An 18131-nucleotide genomic window follows, 5' to 3' on the forward strand; every position below is an offset into this window, starting at 1 on the left:
AGGCGAATCGTTCGGTTCGAACACGGACTTGATCGATTCTATGCGCTGTGCGCAAGGTGAGACGCCCGGAAGCAGGTTCTGCCTGCTCGTACCCGTTGCCGTACTAAATTCTCGGTGTTCCTGCTCCGACGCTCGAATCTCTCAATTGTTCGGTGACACTTCCGATCGGGGTTACACCCCGGGTGCAGACCTCTCTCAGAATCCGGTCGAGTTCGGTGAGGAAATTCACCATGGTTTCGTTTGCCGTCTCGGTGTCCGGGAAGCGCGACCGCAGCGAGAGACCACGGTTCGTTCGCGAAATCCAGAACTGGGCATCGTCGGCGACCGTCACGTTGCTGATGTGATGAGCGTTGAGGAGATCGTGATCGTCGGTGCCGGGCAGTTTGCGGTAATCGATGTACGACACCATGAAGACGTCTGTGCGCGTGCGTCGAATCTTGTCGCCCAAAGCATCTCGAACCTGAGCCATGGTGACACCCTCGAGCGTCAACGCAACTCGGAACGACGCGTGCGTATGTGCAAGGGAGGCGCCGAAATCCGCATCGGGAGTGATCTGCACCGTGATCGGCGCACTTGTGGTGAGCCAACCGATTGCGTCGGCCCACCGCGGATCTTTGCGGATGTGCAGTGGGAATTGCAGGGGAAGCGTCGACTGTCCGGTGTAAGAGTGAACGGAAAGGCCCATCGCAGTGAGGATTCCGGTGAACACGCTACCACCGGCGGAAAGGCAGATCTCGTCGAACGTCGCCGTCAGCTCCTCGTCGAGTAGCACGCGCACATCGGCGCCCTGCGGCGCGGGCTTTCCGCCCTCGACGCCGAGATCCAAGGGGAAACTCGGCGATGTACCACCGCAGATCTCGTAGAACCTGGCCCACTCCCGGATTCGAGGGTCGTTATCGACGGGAAGTAGAGCGTCGGCTTCCAGTTCGCAGTACCGCACGAAACTTCCCGGGTCACCCAGTCGGCTCATCACTGCGTCGACGGCCTCGTGGTCGTCGAGTTCGGGGAGGGCGATCAGTCCCTCGTAGATCTGTCGCAGTTCCCCGAGAGCGATGACCAACGAGTAGCCGTCGACGAGTGTGTGATCGAAGGCGCTCAGAACCGTGTAGTGCTCTTCGCGTTCGACCGTGGCAAACGTGTAGGCAGGGAAGGTCAGTGGATCGCACACCGTCGTGAATCGCTTCTTGAGGTGCGCTCGGAGGTCTTCGGTGGAATCGAATTTCAGAGGATCGGAAATCTCGATGTGTGTGCCGTCAGGGTCGAGTCCCATTCGGGTGGTGGTGAACTCGCCCACCTCGAATCCTGTGTGCAGCGTGTCATGGCGACTGATGAACAGGCGCAGCGCGAGATCGAGTGCCGGCCGATCAAGTTCGCCGGGAAGGTCGAATGCGGCTGCCATCCACACACTCCGGCCCATGCCGTGTGTCCGCGCAGTCTCGAGATGAAAATGCTGGTTGTACGACGGTGGTACTTCCGACTCCGTGACGGCGCCGTCAGCGGGTTGGAGCGACCATTCGGTGACGATTCCGGGATCGAGTCCGTATCGATCGATCGAGGTGACATGCATCAGGACACTCCCTCTGGTGCCGAGAACGAGTAATCGCCCTGAGCTGCAACAGTTTTGATGATGTTGGAGACGTGCTCGGCGAAGCGGGTGGCCGACTCGTGGGCAATGGGGGTGTCAGGGTGTGACACGGCGATCCACGTACCGGTGTGCATCCGGTTGATCCACATCGACGCGATCTGAGTCTCTTTGCCGCCGACGATTCCCGTTGCCTTCGTCTCGACGTAACTGTATGGATCCGGCATGCGTCGACCGTCGATGTACGACACGATCGGCGGCGGGGTGAGCGTCTTCGAGAGTCCGCCGGGAGCGGAATCCGAGTCGGCCAAGCTCGACAGAACCAGGTCGATGACTTGCTGCACAGAGACATCGAGCAGTGCCTTGCCGTCGTGGTAACCCTGCTGCCCGACTTTCGCCAACTCGGTGAAACGTCGCTTGTCGTCGACGTCGATGCCGACGGGGATCAGATTGATGTACCAGCCCTGCGCAAACGAGTCGGCCTCGGTTCGCGTGCTGACCGGCGAGAGAGCGATGTACTTGTCGCGCCCGGCCAGTTCGAATTCCGCGATCGCGAGGGCGGCAAAGATCCCACCGATGAAGTTGGCGCCGTTGGCTTTACAGATCGCACCGAATTTTTCGCACTCGGTGTCGTCGGCCAAGTCGAAGCGTGAACCGATGGCCGGTTTGGGGGCGTCGTCGGCGCCGAGCGGGAGGGGAAATCCGGGGAACGAGCCGCCGCTGCGCATGAGGTAGCCGAGCCACTGATGCACTGCGGGTGACTGCATCGTCAGTTCGGTTGTTCGCGCGCGCTCGACACGACCGAACTGTGCGTAACTTCCCGCGGGGCCTAGCTCGGGCTGTGACCCGGTCGTTTCCGCTGCGTACAGCTGACGCAATTCTGCGTACATCAGGACCATCGAGTTCATGTCCGAATGGGCATGGTCGACGGCGTGAAACAAGGTGAAACTCGGCTTGGCTTCCGGGTCGGTGTGATCGTGCTCGACGGCGCCGAAAACGAATGCCGGCCACTGCAGCGCGCTGGTTTCCGTGGCGAACTTGGTGGCGACGAGCGCGCGGATCGCCTCGGATTCGGAGACGTCGTCGCCGATGCGGTACTCGAGTTCGATGCTCTCCACCGGCACGACGTGTCGACGGACCTCGAACGAGGTGTCCGCTGCGTCGGTGGTGGCCTCGTCGAAGGAGAACCAGCTGTGCAGTGTGTCGTGGCGTCGGACGAAGCGCTGCAGGGCTCGCGTCATGGCGTCGCGGTCGAGGGTTCCGGCGAAATCGAAGGCGATACCGATCCACGGAGACTGAGGATCACCCTTCTCTGCGGTGACGCGGGCGCGTCGCAGGTGGCGATCCTGCATCGTGGTCGGGGGTAGTTCTCGGTCGATCTCGGCTTCGGCGGCTCGCTGAGCGGAAGCATGCGTGACGCCCCATTCGATTACCCGTCCAGGAAGCGGGTGCCAATGGGTGATCAAGTTCAGATCCATCGAGTAGAACTCCTGCGTGTGTCGTCGAGAAGCCTGCTCTGAAAATGGGCAGACGACGAACTATCCCATCTGCGGGACTGAATTGTCCGAAATACTACAATCTAAACAAGAACAGGTTCTAGAAGGTTCGTGTCGATTAGGATCATTCGGTGCTTCCGGACCCTATAGGTGACGCTGTCGGCGCCGACCAAAAGGGCGGACGGCGATCCACTTCTCTGACGCCCTGGCTCGGTTTGGCCACGAGTCTGGCGGCCGCGTTCATGCAGTTGCTCGACGCAACCATCGTCAATGTTGCGCTTCCGAGCATCGCCGTGGATCTTCAAGCCGGCGTATCGGCGCAGTTGCTCATGGTCAGCGTGTACATCCTGGCCTTCGCGTGTTCCTTGATCACCGCGGCCCGGCTGGGGGACCTGTTCGGTCGCAGAGTTGTATTTCTGACCGCCCTGTCCGTATTCGTCGCTGCCTCGTTGCTGTGCGGGCTCGCTCAGAGTGCGACGATGTTGATCGTCTTCCGCGGCCTGCAAGGGCTGGCGGCGGGTGCGATGTCCGCGCAGACATTTGCCATCATCTCGGGTCTGTTCCCGAAGGCCAGGCATCCGCGGGTGTTCGGGATCTACGGCGCGACGATAGGGCTGGCAACGGTGAGTGGACCCCTGGTCGGCGGGCTGCTGATCGAATGGAATCTGTTCGACTGGGGCTGGCGCCTGATCTTTTTTGTCAACGTCCCCATCGGTATCGCGGCCTTGATTCTCGGGTTCTTCCATCTCGTCGATGCTCGCGCGGAGCATGTGCGCTCACTCGACCTGATCGGTGCTGCGCTGTCGTCGCTGGCGCTGTTCCTGCTGATCCTTCCCCTGGCCGAGGGGAGGGCGCGTGGATGGCCTGCGGGGCTGGTGGTGATGCTCGCGATGTCTGTGCCGGTGGGATTGGCTTTTGTGCTCTACGAATCGCGTCTGGGGAAACGAGGCGGCGATCCCGTCCTTCGTCTCGAGCTTTTCCGCGACCGAGCCTTTGCCATCGGTGCGATTCTTGCGTTCGTGTTCTTCGGGACCTTGACTTCGCTGATCTTCACCATCAGCCTCACGCTTCAGTTCGGATTCGGATTCTCCGCGCTGAGAGCGGGCGTGATGACGCTGCCGTGGGCCGTCGGGATGGGTGTGGCGGCGGTACTCTCATCGGCGGTGTACCGGATGCTCGGAAACCGTGTCCTGATTCTGGGAATGGTAGTTTTTGCCGGCTCGTTGATCGCGTTGTCCGTCATCCTCGAACGCGAGGGAACTGATCCACGCTGGCTGGCGCTCGCCGGGCCACTGCTTCTCGGAGGCGCTGGGTTAGGACTGTTCGTGGCACCTCTGCAAACCGCCATCCTCGCGACGGTCGAGCCCGCACACGCAGGTTCGGTGTCCGGGCTTCTCCCGACCGTTCAGCAAGTCGGTAGCTCCATCGGACTGGCATTGATCGGCGTGGTGTTCTTCTCGCTCGTGGCAGGGCAGGCGCCGCAAGCGGTGCAGGGGGAGCGGCCTGAATACGTTGCGCACCTCGAAGCGGCCGGCGTAGGCCCTGGCCTCGTCGACATCGCAGAAAAGGCATTTGTCGATTGTGCGACAAGTCAATTGGCATCGGGAACGCCGATGGAGGTGGCGCCGCAATGTCGCCGCGACGGCTCCGCTGGTGCCGGGGGTCAATCCGTTCAGGTGGCAGTTGATGCCGCGTACACATCCACTCGGGCCGCTGCCGGCGAAGCATTTCTCGAAGCTCAGCGCCGTGTACTCGCGATCATCGCAGCAATTGCGCTCGGCATCGGGTTGGCGTCGACTGCCCTGCCTCGGGTCAATTCGCCTGTCTGAGAGTTACCCTTGACTCGAACGCATGTTCGAGTATTGTTGGGGGTGGGGATCGGGGGATTCAATGAGTGTCTTGTTGTCGGACGTGGTGTCTGGTTCTGCGGTGGGGTTGCGTGGACGTCTGTGGCGGTTGTCTGCTGCGGAGTTGCGGGCTGCTGCTGTCGAGGCGAGTGCGGAGATTCTGCGCCTGGAAGCCGTGCGGGTGGCAGTGGTGGACGAACTGTCGATGCGTCCCGATGATCAGGTGATTGCCAGTCGCGGTGTCGGTTCGTGGTTGGCGGCGAACACGATGCTGCAGGTTCGAGACGGGAAGAAGATCGCCGCCCTCGGTGCGGCGTTGCGGCCGTTTCCGGCAGTGGCAGCGAGATTTGATTGTGGGGATTGCTCGTTCGATCATGCCGTGTTGATCGTGGCGTTCTGTGAATCACCACCGAAGGGGATGCCTGAGGAGGCATTACCGAAGTGCATCGATTTGTTGTTGGCGGCTGCGTCGGGTGTGGAGGCGACGACAACGAAGGTGCGGCATGTGATCGCGACGTTGGAGCGGTTGTTCGAATCCGATGAGATTCCGCCCGCCGAAGACACCGATCGCAACGAGCTCCGCATCGCATCGACCTTGAACGGTCGGGTGGTGGTCCGCGGAGATTTCGACGCCCTCACCGGGGTCAAGATTCGTTAGACGGGTCACGTTATCCACATGGATAACACGGGCGACGTTTTCCACTTGGAAGACATCTTGAGTCGCCCGGTTCGCTGAGCAGCATAGATGCCCTGAACCTCAACCACGCTTCGGGTCTACTTGGCAGTGCTGAGAATGTTAGTTATGCTAATGATGTAGCCGATCAGCTCACCCAAGCGAGTAATGGTCGGGAAACGTAATCCACTTGAGCCTCATGGGCATATAGGGACATCGCGAACTGGTCGGAGCTTGGGGGCCACTGCTTCGGAGCCGTCCACAGTGAACACACCTGTGGAATAGGAATGTCGAGATGTCAACTACACCAACCAAACTCATCAGTGCTGCCGAAGCGGCCAAGATGCTGACCGTGCATCCCATCACTATCGGTCGGTGGGTCCAGAGCGGCAAGCTGACCGGCTACCGGATCTCCGAGCGTGTCCTTCGGGTCGACCTCGCAGAGATTGAAGCCCTTCTCGTCCCCACACAGGTGAAGTCATGAGTCAGAAGAGAATGTGGTCCCGGTTCGACCTGAAGATGATCCGCGATCCCCGTCTTACCAAGCTCACACGGGCGCAGCGACTCATGTACTTCGAGGCCCTTGCCTACGCCAACGAGTACGGCACCGATGGCCTGATTCAGTACCGAGATCTTCGATTGTTCACGGACGCAAGCCGACCGGCTGTCATCGCTCAGGCGTTCGTTGATGCAGAACTGTGGTCAGAAGTCGTACAGAACGATGCACAAACGTCTGACAGAACGCTGACAAAACGATGGCAGATTGTCGACTTCCTGGACGATCAATTGTCGGCAGAAGAGGTGCAAAAACGTGCAGAGAATGCAGCGATCAGGACTGAGCGAAATAGACGCCATATGGCCGGTGACCATAGCAAATGCGACCCTGAACGGTGCTGGTCCCTTCGCGGTGTGACGCGTCACGTGACGCCTAGTACGACGCCTAGTACGACGCCTAGTACTCGTCCCTTCGATACGAAGCGACACGAAACGAAGCGAAGCGAGAGTGGAGTGAGAAGCGAAGTGAGTTACAAACATCCGGCTTCGCCGCCCTCCGCTGGGGCTCCGGGCGCTACGCCGAACACAAGCAACCCCAGTGCCCTCCCTGTGGCAGAGATGGCCGCGCTGGCAGACAAAGAACGTCGCGGTGAGCAGCTGACCCCAGACGAGCAGGACGCACTCACCCGGTACGAAATCCAAGCTGAACTGAACGAAGACGAGGCATCGAAATGAAGATCACTCACGAAGACTGCGGCGACGGCACTACGGACATCGCAATCAGCAGCGAGCCGAAGGCGTTCGACAACTCCAGGCGATGGGCCAAGGAATCCAACCTGATGGGACAAACCGCACTTGAGTCAGTCCAAAATCTCGGTTACCGGAAGATCAGATACGACATCAGTGGCCAACCGGGCGAAAACGAAGGCGCTATTGACGGCAGTGGCGGTCACGGATCTGTTGTGTACATCAACGTCGACAACGCGGATATCGAGGAGTCCCTGAAAATAATCCAGAAGGCTAAGACCGATGCGCTCGCCTTGTACGCAACGATGACGGACCCCGCTACCTACGCCGACTGACACCGCTGCCATCCCTGTGGCCAACGCTGAGCCACTTTCACCCCAATACCCTAACCCGCCTACCCCTTAGGCAATCCAAGGCCGCAGCGTCGATCTGAGGGGCATAGAGATCCCATTGGGTTTCCACAGGAAAGGGCAGTTCGGCTTCGCCTCACCCAAAAGCATGCCGCTTCGCGGCACCAAGAAAGGCACCGCAATGGTTATCTCGATCAAACTCGACACCGACACCGGTAATGCGACTTTCCGATCTCCGTCACGGGCGGCAATCAAAGCCGTCAAGCTCGTCCCGTTCAGTTGTCGTCGCTGGAATCCGGTTCTTCGGGAATGGACCGTGTCGGCTAGTTACTGGCCGCAAGTTCATCAGGCGCTAGTGAACCTCGGCTTCGGAATAGATCTTCACGGGACTCGGTCATGAGTACGCCGGACACGATCACCACGGCACTAATCATCGGACTGCCCGGTATCCGAATCCTGTGGGTAATGATTCAAGGCCCCGGTTACCGGTTCTGGTAAACGCACTGATGCCGGTCTGATGTTAGGCTCAAGCCGTCGCACAAACAGTGTCCAATGAATGGTGTTAAGCTCAAGCCGTCGCGAAAACACTGTCACACGATTCGTGTTAGGCTAAAGCCGTCGCAGAAACACTGTCACCGCATTAGTGATAAGCTAGCGCCAGCGCAATCGTTGAATCCAATCAGCGCACACTCTCAACCCCCGATCACCTCCCTGCAGTCATAGCCGGGGACGCCGGTCGGGGGTTTCTTCATTCCAACCCAGCATTTTCGAAGGGGTTTCGTCATGCTCTCACTCTCTATGGCCTTGTGTGCCATTCTCCCGGCAATTCTCGTCATCCTGGTAGCCAATACCCATATCGAGCGGCGATTGGTCCAGGAACCTTCCGTCAAGCCCTCCGATGTCATCTGGGCCGACCGCAAGGCAGAACTCACCGCCTCCAGCCACGACACCGACCCTGTGGCCCAAAAGTACCGTCTACGAGTCACTTTCACGGCACCCACGAACCTGACGAGGTTGTTCCGATGAGCACACTCACCGAGGGCGGCATCCCGGACGAAGAACAGCCACTGATCACTGAAGACGAAAAAGGCGAATCGGAATGAGAACCAACAACGGCAAGACGCTCTGCAACGACTGCGGCACGAAGATCCCGAAGATCAACGGCTACAAGCTGATGGCAACAAAGCATCACGAGACCTACTGCTTCAAGTGCTACCGAAAGCACTACAGCGAAGAGGAATTGAACGAACTCGACGCCAAGTTGACCAAAGGTTTCCAGCACAACATCCTCGGCATTCCTACGCCTCAGGATGTCGCACATTTCAAGCTGGTGCCCGTAGAGCAGACACTGGCGTACGACGGCGGCAACCATGAATACCAATGCAGATAACTTCAACGACGAGAAAAACGAGCGTCTGATGAGGTGTGATGTTTGCGGCGATACTGGTGCTGACCTTGTACTCGATCTCTGGCCTTCTGGGGATATTCGTGGGTGCTGCTGCGGCAGATGCATGGTGTTCGTGGAGAAGCACTACGAAGTCAAGGAAACATGATCACCGGCTGCGATGAATGCGGCACAACAGATGAAGCCCTCGTACTGGATATTGATTCCGATACGGGGGCTTTGTCGTGGGCCAAGTGCCCTTCATGTGCGTCTATGGCCATCTACTTCGAAAGGGTAGGGCTGTGAGCCAGCATTCGTTTTCAGGCAGGGCAGCAAGAAAATACAGGGACCGCGTGCTAAGCGAGTACGGCACCACCTGCCACCTCTGTGGGCTACCAGGTGCCACGACCGTAGACCATCTCATTCCTCGTTCACACGGTGGAGAGAACAGCATAGAGAACGGTCGACCTGCTCACTCACGGTGCAACAGTGCACGTGGCAACATGCCTCTCTCTCAATGGTTTCTTCAACAAAAAAAGAAGAGAGCACAGGGGGGTGCTACCCACACACCTACTGATCATCATGTATCAGAACCTTCTCGTAATTGGTGAATCAAAACATTGAAAGAAATTGTTAGAGATCACTAATCACACACATGACCCTCACCCCGAGTTTTTTAGGTGAGGGCCTTCGGCTGCCCCCGCGCCCGGTGTCCATTTTTCCCCGAAAAGCGTCTAGGGGGCCACTTAGAACGGCTCAGAAATGACTGAAGAGATCAAAGGAAGACACGCGATCTGGCTGGAAGAGGCTATAGCTGCAGCCCAGAGAGACGCGCTACTACAGGATTCCGACCTAGCACTCGTATCAGCGGCACGTGCAGCTGCCTACGCACTAGACGCATCGGAAGCCCTACCGACCAGCTCCAAGCCTGGCTATGCAATCGCACAACTTCTGACTCCGTACAAAGACATCCTGCTGGCGCTGAAGATGACGCCGCTGAGTCGAGATGCGAAGGCAGAAGGAGATGAACTAGGGAGGCTTTTCGATGAACTGGGAAAGCCTGGATACACCACCCCCTAAGTTCGCTACGGCAAGGGACTACTCACGACCGACTTACGGTGGCGCAGTAGCGAAGATCGCTGAAATGTTGGGCACTCCACTCATGCCCTGGCAGCGGTATTGCGCTGATGTGGCCGGTGAATCTGACGGATTCGGTAACTACATCTACCCCCTTGTGGTCATCACGGTCCCTCGGCAGTCGGGAAAGACGACACTAGAGCTGGCCACACTGGTGCATCGCTGCCTGCAGAAGCCCAATCAAAGATGCTGGCACACAGCGCAAACCGGCCTCGAAGCCGTCGACAAGTGGAATGAGTTGGCCGACCTACTCGAACAGTCACCGCTTGCACGAGTCATCAAGGCGATTCGGCGCGCCAAGGGTAGTGAGTCGATCACCTTCTCCAATGGCTCCACACTGCGGCCACATCCACCCAAAGATGATGCGCTGCACGGTAAACAGTCCGACCTCAACCTCGTAGACGAAGCCTGGTCGTTCGATATGGCCAAGGGAATGGGCGTAATTCAGGCCATCACCCCTACTCAGGCCACTCGCGTAGGTGCTCAAACGGTCATCACCAGTACAGCTGGTACGGCAGACAGTGTCTGGTTCAAGGGCTATGTCGAGAAGGGCAGGGCCGCAGAACCTGGAATTGCATACTTCGAGTGGGCAATTCCCGAGGATGTAGACCCCAATGACCTCCCCACTGTGGCCTCGCACCATCCCGCAATCGGTCACACCATCCAGATGAAGGCTCTCGAATCAGCCAAGGTTCAGATGACGCCCGGTGAGTTCGCTCGCGCATACGGCAACCGCTGGACCAACTCTCGTGAGCAGTTCGTCCCCTTGGATGCCTACGCACGCACCAAGACTGAGCTGAAGATCCCGGATGACGCTCGTGTCGGCTTCGGTGCAGCGGTCAGTGTCGATAGAAAGACATCGGCCATCTGTGCTGCAGCCATTGTCGAGGGTGTTCCGATAGTCGAGCTGATCGAATTCCGAGAAGGAACCGATTGGGTCGGACCACGACTGGCCGAACTGTACGCAAACCACAGGTCGGACATCGGTGTAGACAGCTTCGGTCCCTCGGGCACCGTGGCTGACTACCTCCATCTCGAACACATCCCGATGCTGACGTTGTCCACCAAGGATTGTTGCGCTGCAGCTGCTGGTGTCTATGACCGAATCATCTGTGGCACCATCCTCTTTCGTCCGAACTACGCGATGTCAGAGGCAGTCAAGTACGCCGACAAACGCACGGTCGGTGACGCCTGGATGTTCAAACGCACCAGCGACCAAGCATCAATTGCTCCGCTCGAAGCAGCCACCTTGGCGGTCAGAGCAATCACTCACGTCAAGCCGATGGCCCCCAAGCCTGGCTTTGCATTCGCGAAAGAAGGTTCGTAATGGGGTTCTGGAAAGAACTATTCGGTGTGCCTGACGGTCATGTCATCGAGGCTGCGGCACATCGAGTGCAGATCGAAACACCCTGGGCACCAGAGCCGTCCCCGCTGCAGACTGTGGCCTGGACGGGGCTGCTCGGTGACGATCTCATTGCCCAGCTTCCACCTACTCGTCAAGAGGCTATGTCGATCTCGTCGGTCGTTCGTGGTCGCGGTTTGCTCTGCGGCTTCCTTGCGCGACTGCCATTGATCGCCTACGACGACGAGGGCAAGCCGGTGGCCACACAGCCCGAATGGCTTACCCATACAGGTGGAATGCTCTCACCGTTCCACCGCATGCAGTCCACTGTGGACGATCTGATCTTCTACGGCTTCTCGCTCTGGCGCGTCGTTCGTAGTGAGTTCGACAAGTCCATCATTGCGGCTTCCCATGTTCCTTACGCCAACTGGTCGTTCAGCGACGACGGTACTCAGATCCTTATCGGTACCGGTGCTGACGCCAAGCCGGCTCGGGAAGACGAGTACGTTCTCATCCCCGGTATTCATGAGGGCATCTTGGCGATTGGCGCTCGCACTATTCGCCAGTATTCCAACCTTCTGAAGTCTGCCGACAGGGCTGCTGCTACTCCTACTGCCTACATCGAACTTCACGACGAGGGCGACACACAGCTCACGAGAACTGAAGTCAGTGACCTCGTCAATGACTGGGTGGCTGCTCGGCGCGGCGTCAATGGCGGTGTGGCATATACCAACAAGTCGATCAAGCTACAGGAACACGGATCGGCAAACGAGCACCTTCTCACCGAGGGTCGAAATGCTGCTGCTGTCGACATCGCTCGGCTCATGGGCATTCCGGCTGCACTCATCGACGCTCAGGCTCAGGTCGGTGGTCTTACCTACGAAACCACGCAGAGCCGCAACGCAGAGTTCCTGGACTACGGTCTGGCTCCCTACATTGCGGCGATTGCTTCCCGACTCTCTCAAGATGACGTGTCTCCCAAGGGCGTTCACGTCGACTTCGAGGTCACCAAGGTGCTCGGCACCGAACTTCCTCTCTCTGTGAAGTCCGACGACGAGCGCGTCCAAGACCAGCCGGTGCCATCGGGTGCAACCCCTTCCTCGGTGGCACCGGTATCCAACTCACCGAAGGCAGGAAAGTAATGTCCGACAACACCATCCAAGCAGCCGACAGTAACGGACCCCTTCGGTGTGAAGCAGTCTCCCTGCCTACCGATGCTGTGGCAGTAGAGACCCGAGTCATCAACGGCTTGGCTCTGCCATATGGCATCCCCGGCATCACATCCGGTGGCAAGGTCACTGTCCAGGCTGGCGCAATCAAGATTCCCGAGGACATGAAGCGAGTGAAACTGCTCCGCAATCATGACCGTGAATCTCCGGTCGGCTACCTGGAATCAATCGAAGACGGTCCCAACGGGCTGGTCGCAAAGTTCAAGGTCGGCAACACCGAGGCAGGCAACATCGCCCTGGTCGAAGCAGCCGAAGGTATCCGTGACGGACTCTCTGTGGAACTCTCCGCAGTCCAAATGTCCGCTGACGGAAAGACAGTCATCTCCGCACTACTGGACGCGGTCGCCCTGGTCGCAGTCCCCGCCTTCTCGGATGCACGCGTGTCGTCCGTCCTGGCACAGAAATCAGACTCCCCGGCATCCGCTGGCGGCTCACAGAAAGAAACCGAAATGGAACTCACCCCAGAGCAGATTGCAGCCGCAGAGAAGGCCGCATCCGACAAGATCGCAGCAGAGGCAAAGGCCGCAGAGGTCGAGGCAGCACAGAAGCTCCTCAACCCCGGTGGTGTCCTCGCTCCCAAGAAGTCTGAAATCACCTTCTCTCAGGTTGTTCAGGCTCTGCACGCAGTTCGCAACGGTGACATGAACGACACCATCACGGCTGCACTCGCAGACATCACCCGTTCGGCCAACACCGCTGTCTCGCCTGCAGGTTGGGTCGGAGAGGTGTGGTCCGGCGTTCAGTACAACCGCGTCATCGTTCCTCTCGTCACCAACAAGTCCCTGACCTCCTACCGTGCAGTTGGATGGCGCTGGCTGGTCAAGCCCGAGGTTGCTTCGTATGCCGGTGACAAGAACGATGTCCCGTCGAATCAGCCCACGACCGAAGCGGTCAACATCGACGCTCTCCGTCTGGCTGGCGCGCACGACATCGACCGGAAGTTCATCGACTTCAACGACTCCGAGTTCATCGCGGCGTACTTCTCGGCTATGGCTGAGTCCTACGCATACGAGACCGACGAGGCTCTGGCTGCCTTCATCGCTGCCAACGCTTCGGCTGCCGGTGCCGCAGAAGGAATCTTGAAGGCCGTTGCTCTCGCGGCTCAGCGTGTCAAGCTCGATACCCGCGCTCCTGCGGCCTTCGTGCTCGTCAACCCCGAGGACCACCTGGAGCTGATCAACGTATCGGCCAACGATGTTCCTGCCTTCCTGGAACTTCTCGGAGTCAGCCCGTCCGCATTCGTTGCATCTCAGTTCGTGCCCAAGGGTCAGGTCATCGTCGGTGCAAAGCCTGCTGTCGAGTTCTACGAGCTGGGCGGTTCGCCTATCCGTGTCGACGCAGTATCCATCAGCAACGGTGGTTACGACGGCGCACTCTTCGGCTACCACGCTGAATTCCTCGCCAACGCTGCAGGTCTCGTCAAGGTCTTCGTGGAAGCATCCGGCTGGACCCTGGATCTGACCCCGGCAACGGCAACCATCGCTGTGGCTGGAACTCAGCTCCTGGTCGTCAAGGACAACAGCGGCAACGTCATCCCGAACAAGTACGTCACCTTCACCACGAGCAACCCTGCCCGTGCAACGGTGAACTCCGCTGGTGTTGTTACCGGTGTCGCTACCGGCGCTGCAGCAACCATCACGGCTACTTACCAGGGCAAGACCGACACCGCAGCAATCACGGTCAGCTAATGCCTGACTCACCCGTCACATACACAGCCGTCCGCGACTACCTGAAACTCAGCCCCGGCGTTGATGTTCAGTTGGTCGAGGACGCTGTGGACGCGGTGAATGATCTGCTCCTCGCCTGGAAGGGCACCGAGTTCCCGTACCGGCACGTCTACGCGGGAGTTATGTTGGCGGCTCGCATTTACCGTCGTCGTAACTCCTCCAGTGGTGTCGAGAGTATGGGCGATCTCGGACCTGTCTATATCCAGCGGAACGATCCTGACATCGCAATGCTCCTCGAAATTGGCAGCTACCGGAAGCCGATGGTCGGATGATGGACCTTCTCGGCTCCCTTCAGTCCCTTGTGGACCTGCTCAATTCCGTCGACGGTCTGCACGCGGTCCTCGATCCCCGAGACATCAACCCTGATTGCGTTTTCGTTGACCTGGAGTCACTCAGTCATGAGTACCTCTGTGGCCAAGCGGAAATGACGATCAAGCTGACTCTCATCACTGGGGACGTGGGCCGCCCTCAGGCGCTCATCAATCTCTCTGCCCTGCTCGACAAAGTTCTCACGGTGCTCAACCCGGATGGGGACACACAGGTCGGCGTAATCACACCCCCTGGGTTCAGCGGTCAACCGCTCCCGGTTCTCGTAGTCACTGTCAAGGTGCCTACCTCCTAGAAAGAACAGAAATGACAGTCAATTACGGAACGATGGGACCAGGCACCCTGACGATTGGTGTGTCGGGCACTCTCATCGAGATCTCTTGCCAGATCACCGAAGCCACCCTCTCTCCCGACAAGAATGAAGAGGACGCACTCAACACCCTCTGTGGCGATGTTCTCGCTGGCGATGTCACGTACACCTGGACCCTCAAGGGCACTGTCGTACAGGACTGGTCGGACGCTGGCATCAACAAGTATTGCCACGACAATGCCGGTACCCAACAGCCTTTCAGCTTCACGCCTGATACGGCTGACGGTCCGACTCTCTCGGGCACTCTCACCGTCGACCCGATCGACTTCGGCGGCAAGGTCAAGACCAAGCCCACAGCCGACTTCGAGTTCTCTGTACAGGGCAAGCCTGTATGGACCCCGGCAGTTTAGGAGTTCTGAATCATGGTTGCAATTCCAGTCCAGAAGCTCTCTGTGGCAACAGGTCTCAAGCCCACTCTCAACGCTGCAGTCGCTTCGGCCACAGCAGAGATCGGCACCGGCAACAACCGCTTCCTGGTTGCCAAGAACACGGCAGGAACCATCGTCACGATGACCATCGACGTAGTCGGCAACAACGATTACGGTCAGCCGAACCCCAATCCCGCATACGTCCTGGCGATCACGTCGGGTGAGGTTTGGGTGCCGCTCGTCAAGCAGTTCAACGATGGCACCGGTTCCGTCACTGTGACGTTTGCCGGTACGACCATCGCCAATACCGCTGTCGCCCTTGTAGAGCGGTAGTGACTTACACCGTCAGGGTGCTGGGTGACCAGCGATTGATCGAGACGCTGCAACGTGCAGCCATCGAAGCAACGGATCTGAAGGCTCTCAACAAGGAAGCCGCCAACACCGTCGCAACAGTCGCTGGAAACACAGCACCCTCTCGGACCGGTCGTCTTGGTCGATCTGCCCGAGCTGGCGCTACCAAGAAAGCAGGCGTCGTCCGCGTCGGCAACAACACGACAGTCAAGTACGCCAACCCGATCGAATGGGGCTGGCCAGCACGGAACATCAAGCCCGCACACTTCGCTACAGATGCTGCCAAAGCTACTGAGCCGCTGTGGGTTCGCAACTACAACCGGGGCATCGACAGGATTCTCGGTCGCATTGAAGGGGTTTAGACAATGGCACTCACACGAATGATTCTCGACGTAGAGATGGAAGACGGAACTCTGCACGAGGACATCAAAACCAACATCGCAGATCAGATGCTCTACTCGAAGCAGGCCAAGATGAAGAAGTGGGGCAGCGTTACTGACGACCCTCTCACCTTCATCAACTTCATGGCCTTCGCGGCACTCTCTCGACTCGGCAAGTACACCAAGGGCTTTGACGACTTCTGCAATGAAGCCGGTGCCGTAGGTGAATCCGAGAGTGGGCCTGAAGGAATCGACCCTTCGAAAGCGGTTCGATAGCGCACATGGTTGTTGCCCTCGCTGTGGCCACGAACATTCCAGTCAGTGAATGGCTCAAAGAGGGCGATGAAGTTATCGCAACCGCAGTAGAGATCCTGCGCGAACAGGCTGAGAAAGCCGAAAGTGGGTAAAAGCAATGGCTAACAGCGCAATCCTCGCGATTCGTATCGTTGCCAATGCCGAAGATGCAGCACGGGGCCTCCGTCGCACAGCCAACTCAGTACGTCAGTTCTCTCGGGACATTGACACATTGAGTGGCGGTGCTTCGGGGGCCTTTGCTCGTATCGGCGGCTCTATCGTTCAAATGGGTGGGGCAATGACTGTGGCGACTGCTGCAGCTGCACCGCTTATCGGCATCGTCGGATCTATTGCCCTCGGTGCTGCTGGTCTTGCTGCCGTCGCGGCTCCTGCCCTGGCTGTGGTGGCCCTGGGCTTCACCGGAATCAGCAACGCTGCCAAGACCATTGCTCCGCAGTTTCAGGCCGTGAGGGACGCTGTCAGCTCCACTTTCGAGCAGGGTCTGACACCAGCCTTCCAGCAATTCGGAAGTCTCATCACGGATCTCACCCCACAGCTTCAGGGCATCGCGGGTGCAACCTCTCAGGCGTTCTCAGGCGTCATCGACCAGATTGCGGGTCCAGGCAGGGCAGGCGTTCAGGCGCTCCTCGAAGGCTCCAAAACGTTTGTCGAGACCCTGACTCCCGGATTGGTCGGTCTTACTGGTGGACTCATCGACTTCGGTGCCACAGCGGCTCAAGAGGCGGCAGGCTTCGGCACGTCGTTCGGCGGCATCATGGACACGATCGGTGAGAAGTTCTCTGCCGTACCGGCTGCACTCTTCCAGGGCTTCAATCAGGCTCTGGGCGGTCTGGATGCTCTGCTGGCCCCCGTGCTCGACGCCTTCACTCAGTTGGGTGTTCAGCTCGGTCCGGTTCTAGCGTCGGTTCTGAACAGCTTGGCACAGGCCGTTACCGGCATGCTCCCGGCTCTCAGTGAGGTCGGCGGTGCTGTGGGTCAGGCGCTCGTCACGATCTTCACGACGCTGGCTCCCGTCCTTCCTCAAGTGGCAACGGCTATCGCGGAGCTCGTTGTGGCCCTGACACCTTTGATTCCTCCGCTGGCTCAGTTCGTTGCTGAAGCCGGTACCGGTCTCGCTACTGCCCTGATTGCTGTCACACCGTTGATCACAACTCTTGCAACGGGTCTCGGCCAGATCCTCACGTTCATCACACCGATTGCTCCCTTCCTCGCTGGCATGGCTATTGCCTGGTACGCGGTCACAGGGGCGATGGTTGCTTACAACGCGATCATGCTGGTTGTCCGTGCTGCTACTGCGGTGTGGACCACGATTCAGCTGGCATTCAACCTGGCCATGATGATGAACCCCGTTGGTCTGATCATCGCGGCAATCGTCATCCTGATCGGCATCATCGTTCTTGTGGCCACCAAAACTCAGTTCTTCCAGAACGTTTGGGAGATCATGGTGTCGGTCGCAACGACGGTCTGGAACGCAATTCTCGACGCGATCCAGTGGGGCATCGACAAGATCAACATCATCATCGCGGTGGTGAAGGACGGTCTCTCGAACGCATGGGAGACTGCCAAGAACGTCGCGGTCGGTGTGTGGCAGGCAGTCAAGGACGCAATTCAGGGTGTCATCGACTTCGTCGGCAGGCTCATCGACAAGATCACCGGCATCCGCTTCCCGAGTCCTCCCTCGTGGATGACAAACCTCTTCGGTGGTTCCAGTGAAGCAGAGTTCAAGTTCCTCCCGCCAGACATCATGAAGTTCCTGCCTGAGACATTCCAGCGTTTCGATGCTGCACCGGCTCAGATCACAGCGGCTTCGTCTGGCTCCCTGGGTATCGGTACATCGTTCTCGAATGGCTCCTCGGGCAACGTCGTTCAGCACGTCACGAACGTCAACGTCACCATCGAAGGCGCTATCGACCCTGTGGCCACAGGTGTGCAACTCAAGAAGATTCTGTCTGACTACGGAATCACGACCGGCACAACCAATGCACGCAATTTCTAACGAAAGGGGATGTCG

Annotated in this window: 20 protein-coding genes and 1 pseudogene; 19 read left to right on the forward strand and 2 right to left on the reverse strand. The window is 58.6% G+C overall.

The features are described 5' to 3' along the window. Positions 1 to 103: 103 nt before the first annotated feature. Together R4P65_RS03130 and R4P65_RS03135 are read right to left on the reverse strand one after the other, a co-directional pair. Complete coding sequence (locus R4P65_RS03130) at positions 104 to 1567, reverse strand: condensation domain-containing protein (RefSeq protein WP_317825400.1); 1464 nt, start codon at positions 1565 to 1567, stop codon at positions 104 to 106. Beyond that, a complete protein-coding gene (locus R4P65_RS03135; RefSeq protein WP_317825401.1) occupies positions 1567 to 3060 on the reverse strand; it encodes a condensation domain-containing protein in 1494 nt (497 codons plus the stop codon). Before R4P65_RS03135 ends, R4P65_RS03130 begins: the two co-directional genes overlap by 1 nt. 149 nt (positions 3061 to 3209) lie before the next feature. Between R4P65_RS03135 and R4P65_RS03140 the strand changes: the two genes are divergently transcribed. The 19 genes and pseudogenes from R4P65_RS03140 (at position 3210) to R4P65_RS03230 (ending at position 18116) form a co-directional block, all read left to right on the forward strand. Continuing rightward, the gene (locus R4P65_RS03140; RefSeq protein WP_317825402.1) at positions 3210 to 4907 is read left to right on the forward strand and encodes an MFS transporter; all 1698 of its coding nucleotides are present in this window, start codon (positions 3210 to 3212) and stop codon (positions 4905 to 4907) included. A 61-nt stretch (positions 4908 to 4968) separates the two neighbouring features. Beyond that, positions 4969 to 5568, forward strand: a pseudogene (locus R4P65_RS03145) (DUF222 domain-containing protein); the annotation flags it as partial. Positions 5569 to 5893: 325 nt separating this feature from the next. After that, positions 5894 to 6082 (forward strand): helix-turn-helix domain-containing protein, encoded by a 189-nt coding sequence (locus R4P65_RS03150; protein WP_317825403.1) that lies wholly within the window; start codon positions 5894 to 5896, stop codon positions 6080 to 6082. A gap of 11 nt (positions 6083 to 6093) precedes the next feature. Next, on the forward strand, positions 6094 to 6828 hold the full coding sequence (locus R4P65_RS03155) for a hypothetical protein (protein WP_317825404.1): 735 nt from the start codon (positions 6094 to 6096) through the stop codon (positions 6826 to 6828). Beyond that, on the forward strand, positions 6825 to 7175 hold the full coding sequence (locus R4P65_RS03160; protein WP_317825405.1) for a hypothetical protein: 351 nt from the start codon (positions 6825 to 6827) through the stop codon (positions 7173 to 7175). The genes R4P65_RS03155 and R4P65_RS03160 overlap by 4 nt, the downstream gene beginning before the upstream one ends. 798 nt (positions 7176 to 7973) lie before the next feature. Then, positions 7974 to 8216 (forward strand): hypothetical protein, encoded by a 243-nt coding sequence (locus R4P65_RS03165; protein WP_317825406.1) that lies wholly within the window; start codon positions 7974 to 7976, stop codon positions 8214 to 8216. 73 nt (positions 8217 to 8289) lie between these two features. Further along, positions 8290 to 8580 (forward strand): hypothetical protein, encoded by a 291-nt coding sequence (locus R4P65_RS03170; RefSeq protein WP_317825407.1) that lies wholly within the window; start codon positions 8290 to 8292, stop codon positions 8578 to 8580. Between the two features lie 257 nt (positions 8581 to 8837). Continuing rightward, a complete protein-coding gene (locus R4P65_RS03175) occupies positions 8838 to 9185 on the forward strand; it encodes an HNH endonuclease signature motif containing protein (protein ID WP_317825408.1) in 348 nt (115 codons plus the stop codon). A 151-nt stretch (positions 9186 to 9336) separates the two neighbouring features. After that, the gene (locus tag R4P65_RS03180; protein ID WP_317825409.1) at positions 9337 to 9654 is read left to right on the forward strand and encodes a hypothetical protein; all 318 of its coding nucleotides are present in this window, start codon (positions 9337 to 9339) and stop codon (positions 9652 to 9654) included. A gap of 64 nt (positions 9655 to 9718) precedes the next feature. Then, positions 9719 to 11038 (forward strand): terminase large subunit domain-containing protein, encoded by a 1320-nt coding sequence (locus R4P65_RS03185; RefSeq protein ID WP_317825410.1) that lies wholly within the window; start codon positions 9719 to 9721, stop codon positions 11036 to 11038. Next, the gene (locus R4P65_RS03190) at positions 11038 to 12195 is read left to right on the forward strand and encodes a phage portal protein (RefSeq protein ID WP_317825411.1); all 1158 of its coding nucleotides are present in this window, start codon (positions 11038 to 11040) and stop codon (positions 12193 to 12195) included. The genes R4P65_RS03185 and R4P65_RS03190 overlap by 1 nt, the downstream gene beginning before the upstream one ends. Continuing rightward, the gene (locus R4P65_RS03195; protein WP_317825412.1) at positions 12195 to 13970 is read left to right on the forward strand and encodes an Ig-like domain-containing protein; all 1776 of its coding nucleotides are present in this window, start codon (positions 12195 to 12197) and stop codon (positions 13968 to 13970) included. The genes R4P65_RS03190 and R4P65_RS03195 overlap by 1 nt, the downstream gene beginning before the upstream one ends. Next, positions 13970 to 14281: a hypothetical protein gene (locus R4P65_RS03200; RefSeq protein ID WP_317825413.1), complete on the forward strand. Its 312-nt coding sequence runs from the start codon at positions 13970 to 13972 to the stop codon at positions 14279 to 14281. Before R4P65_RS03195 ends, R4P65_RS03200 begins: the two co-directional genes overlap by 1 nt. Then, the gene (locus R4P65_RS03205) at positions 14281 to 14631 is read left to right on the forward strand and encodes a hypothetical protein (RefSeq protein ID WP_317825414.1); all 351 of its coding nucleotides are present in this window, start codon (positions 14281 to 14283) and stop codon (positions 14629 to 14631) included. The genes R4P65_RS03200 and R4P65_RS03205 overlap by 1 nt, the downstream gene beginning before the upstream one ends. An 11-nt stretch (positions 14632 to 14642) precedes the next feature. Then, positions 14643 to 15056 carry a hypothetical protein gene (locus R4P65_RS03210; RefSeq protein WP_317825415.1) on the forward strand — a complete coding sequence of 138 codons (414 nt, stop codon included), beginning with the start codon at positions 14643 to 14645 and terminating at the stop codon, positions 15054 to 15056. 12 nt (positions 15057 to 15068) lie between these two features. Then, positions 15069 to 15407: a hypothetical protein gene (locus R4P65_RS03215; protein WP_317825416.1), complete on the forward strand. Its 339-nt coding sequence runs from the start codon at positions 15069 to 15071 to the stop codon at positions 15405 to 15407. Further along, a complete protein-coding gene (locus R4P65_RS03220) occupies positions 15407 to 15787 on the forward strand; it encodes an HK97 gp10 family phage protein (protein ID WP_317825417.1) in 381 nt (126 codons plus the stop codon). Before R4P65_RS03215 ends, R4P65_RS03220 begins: the two co-directional genes overlap by 1 nt. A 3-nt stretch (positions 15788 to 15790) precedes the next feature. Beyond that, positions 15791 to 16081 (forward strand): hypothetical protein, encoded by a 291-nt coding sequence (locus R4P65_RS03225; protein WP_317825418.1) that lies wholly within the window; start codon positions 15791 to 15793, stop codon positions 16079 to 16081. 316 nt (positions 16082 to 16397) lie between these two features. Further along, on the forward strand, positions 16398 to 18116 hold the full coding sequence (locus R4P65_RS03230) for a hypothetical protein (protein ID WP_317825419.1): 1719 nt from the start codon (positions 16398 to 16400) through the stop codon (positions 18114 to 18116). The last annotated feature ends 15 nt before the right edge of the window (positions 18117 to 18131 follow it).

The organism is Rhodococcus sp. IEGM 1318 (assembly GCF_033142465.1).
GTDB classification, from domain to species: domain Bacteria; phylum Actinomycetota; class Actinomycetes; order Mycobacteriales; family Mycobacteriaceae; genus Rhodococcus_F; species Rhodococcus_F qingshengii_B.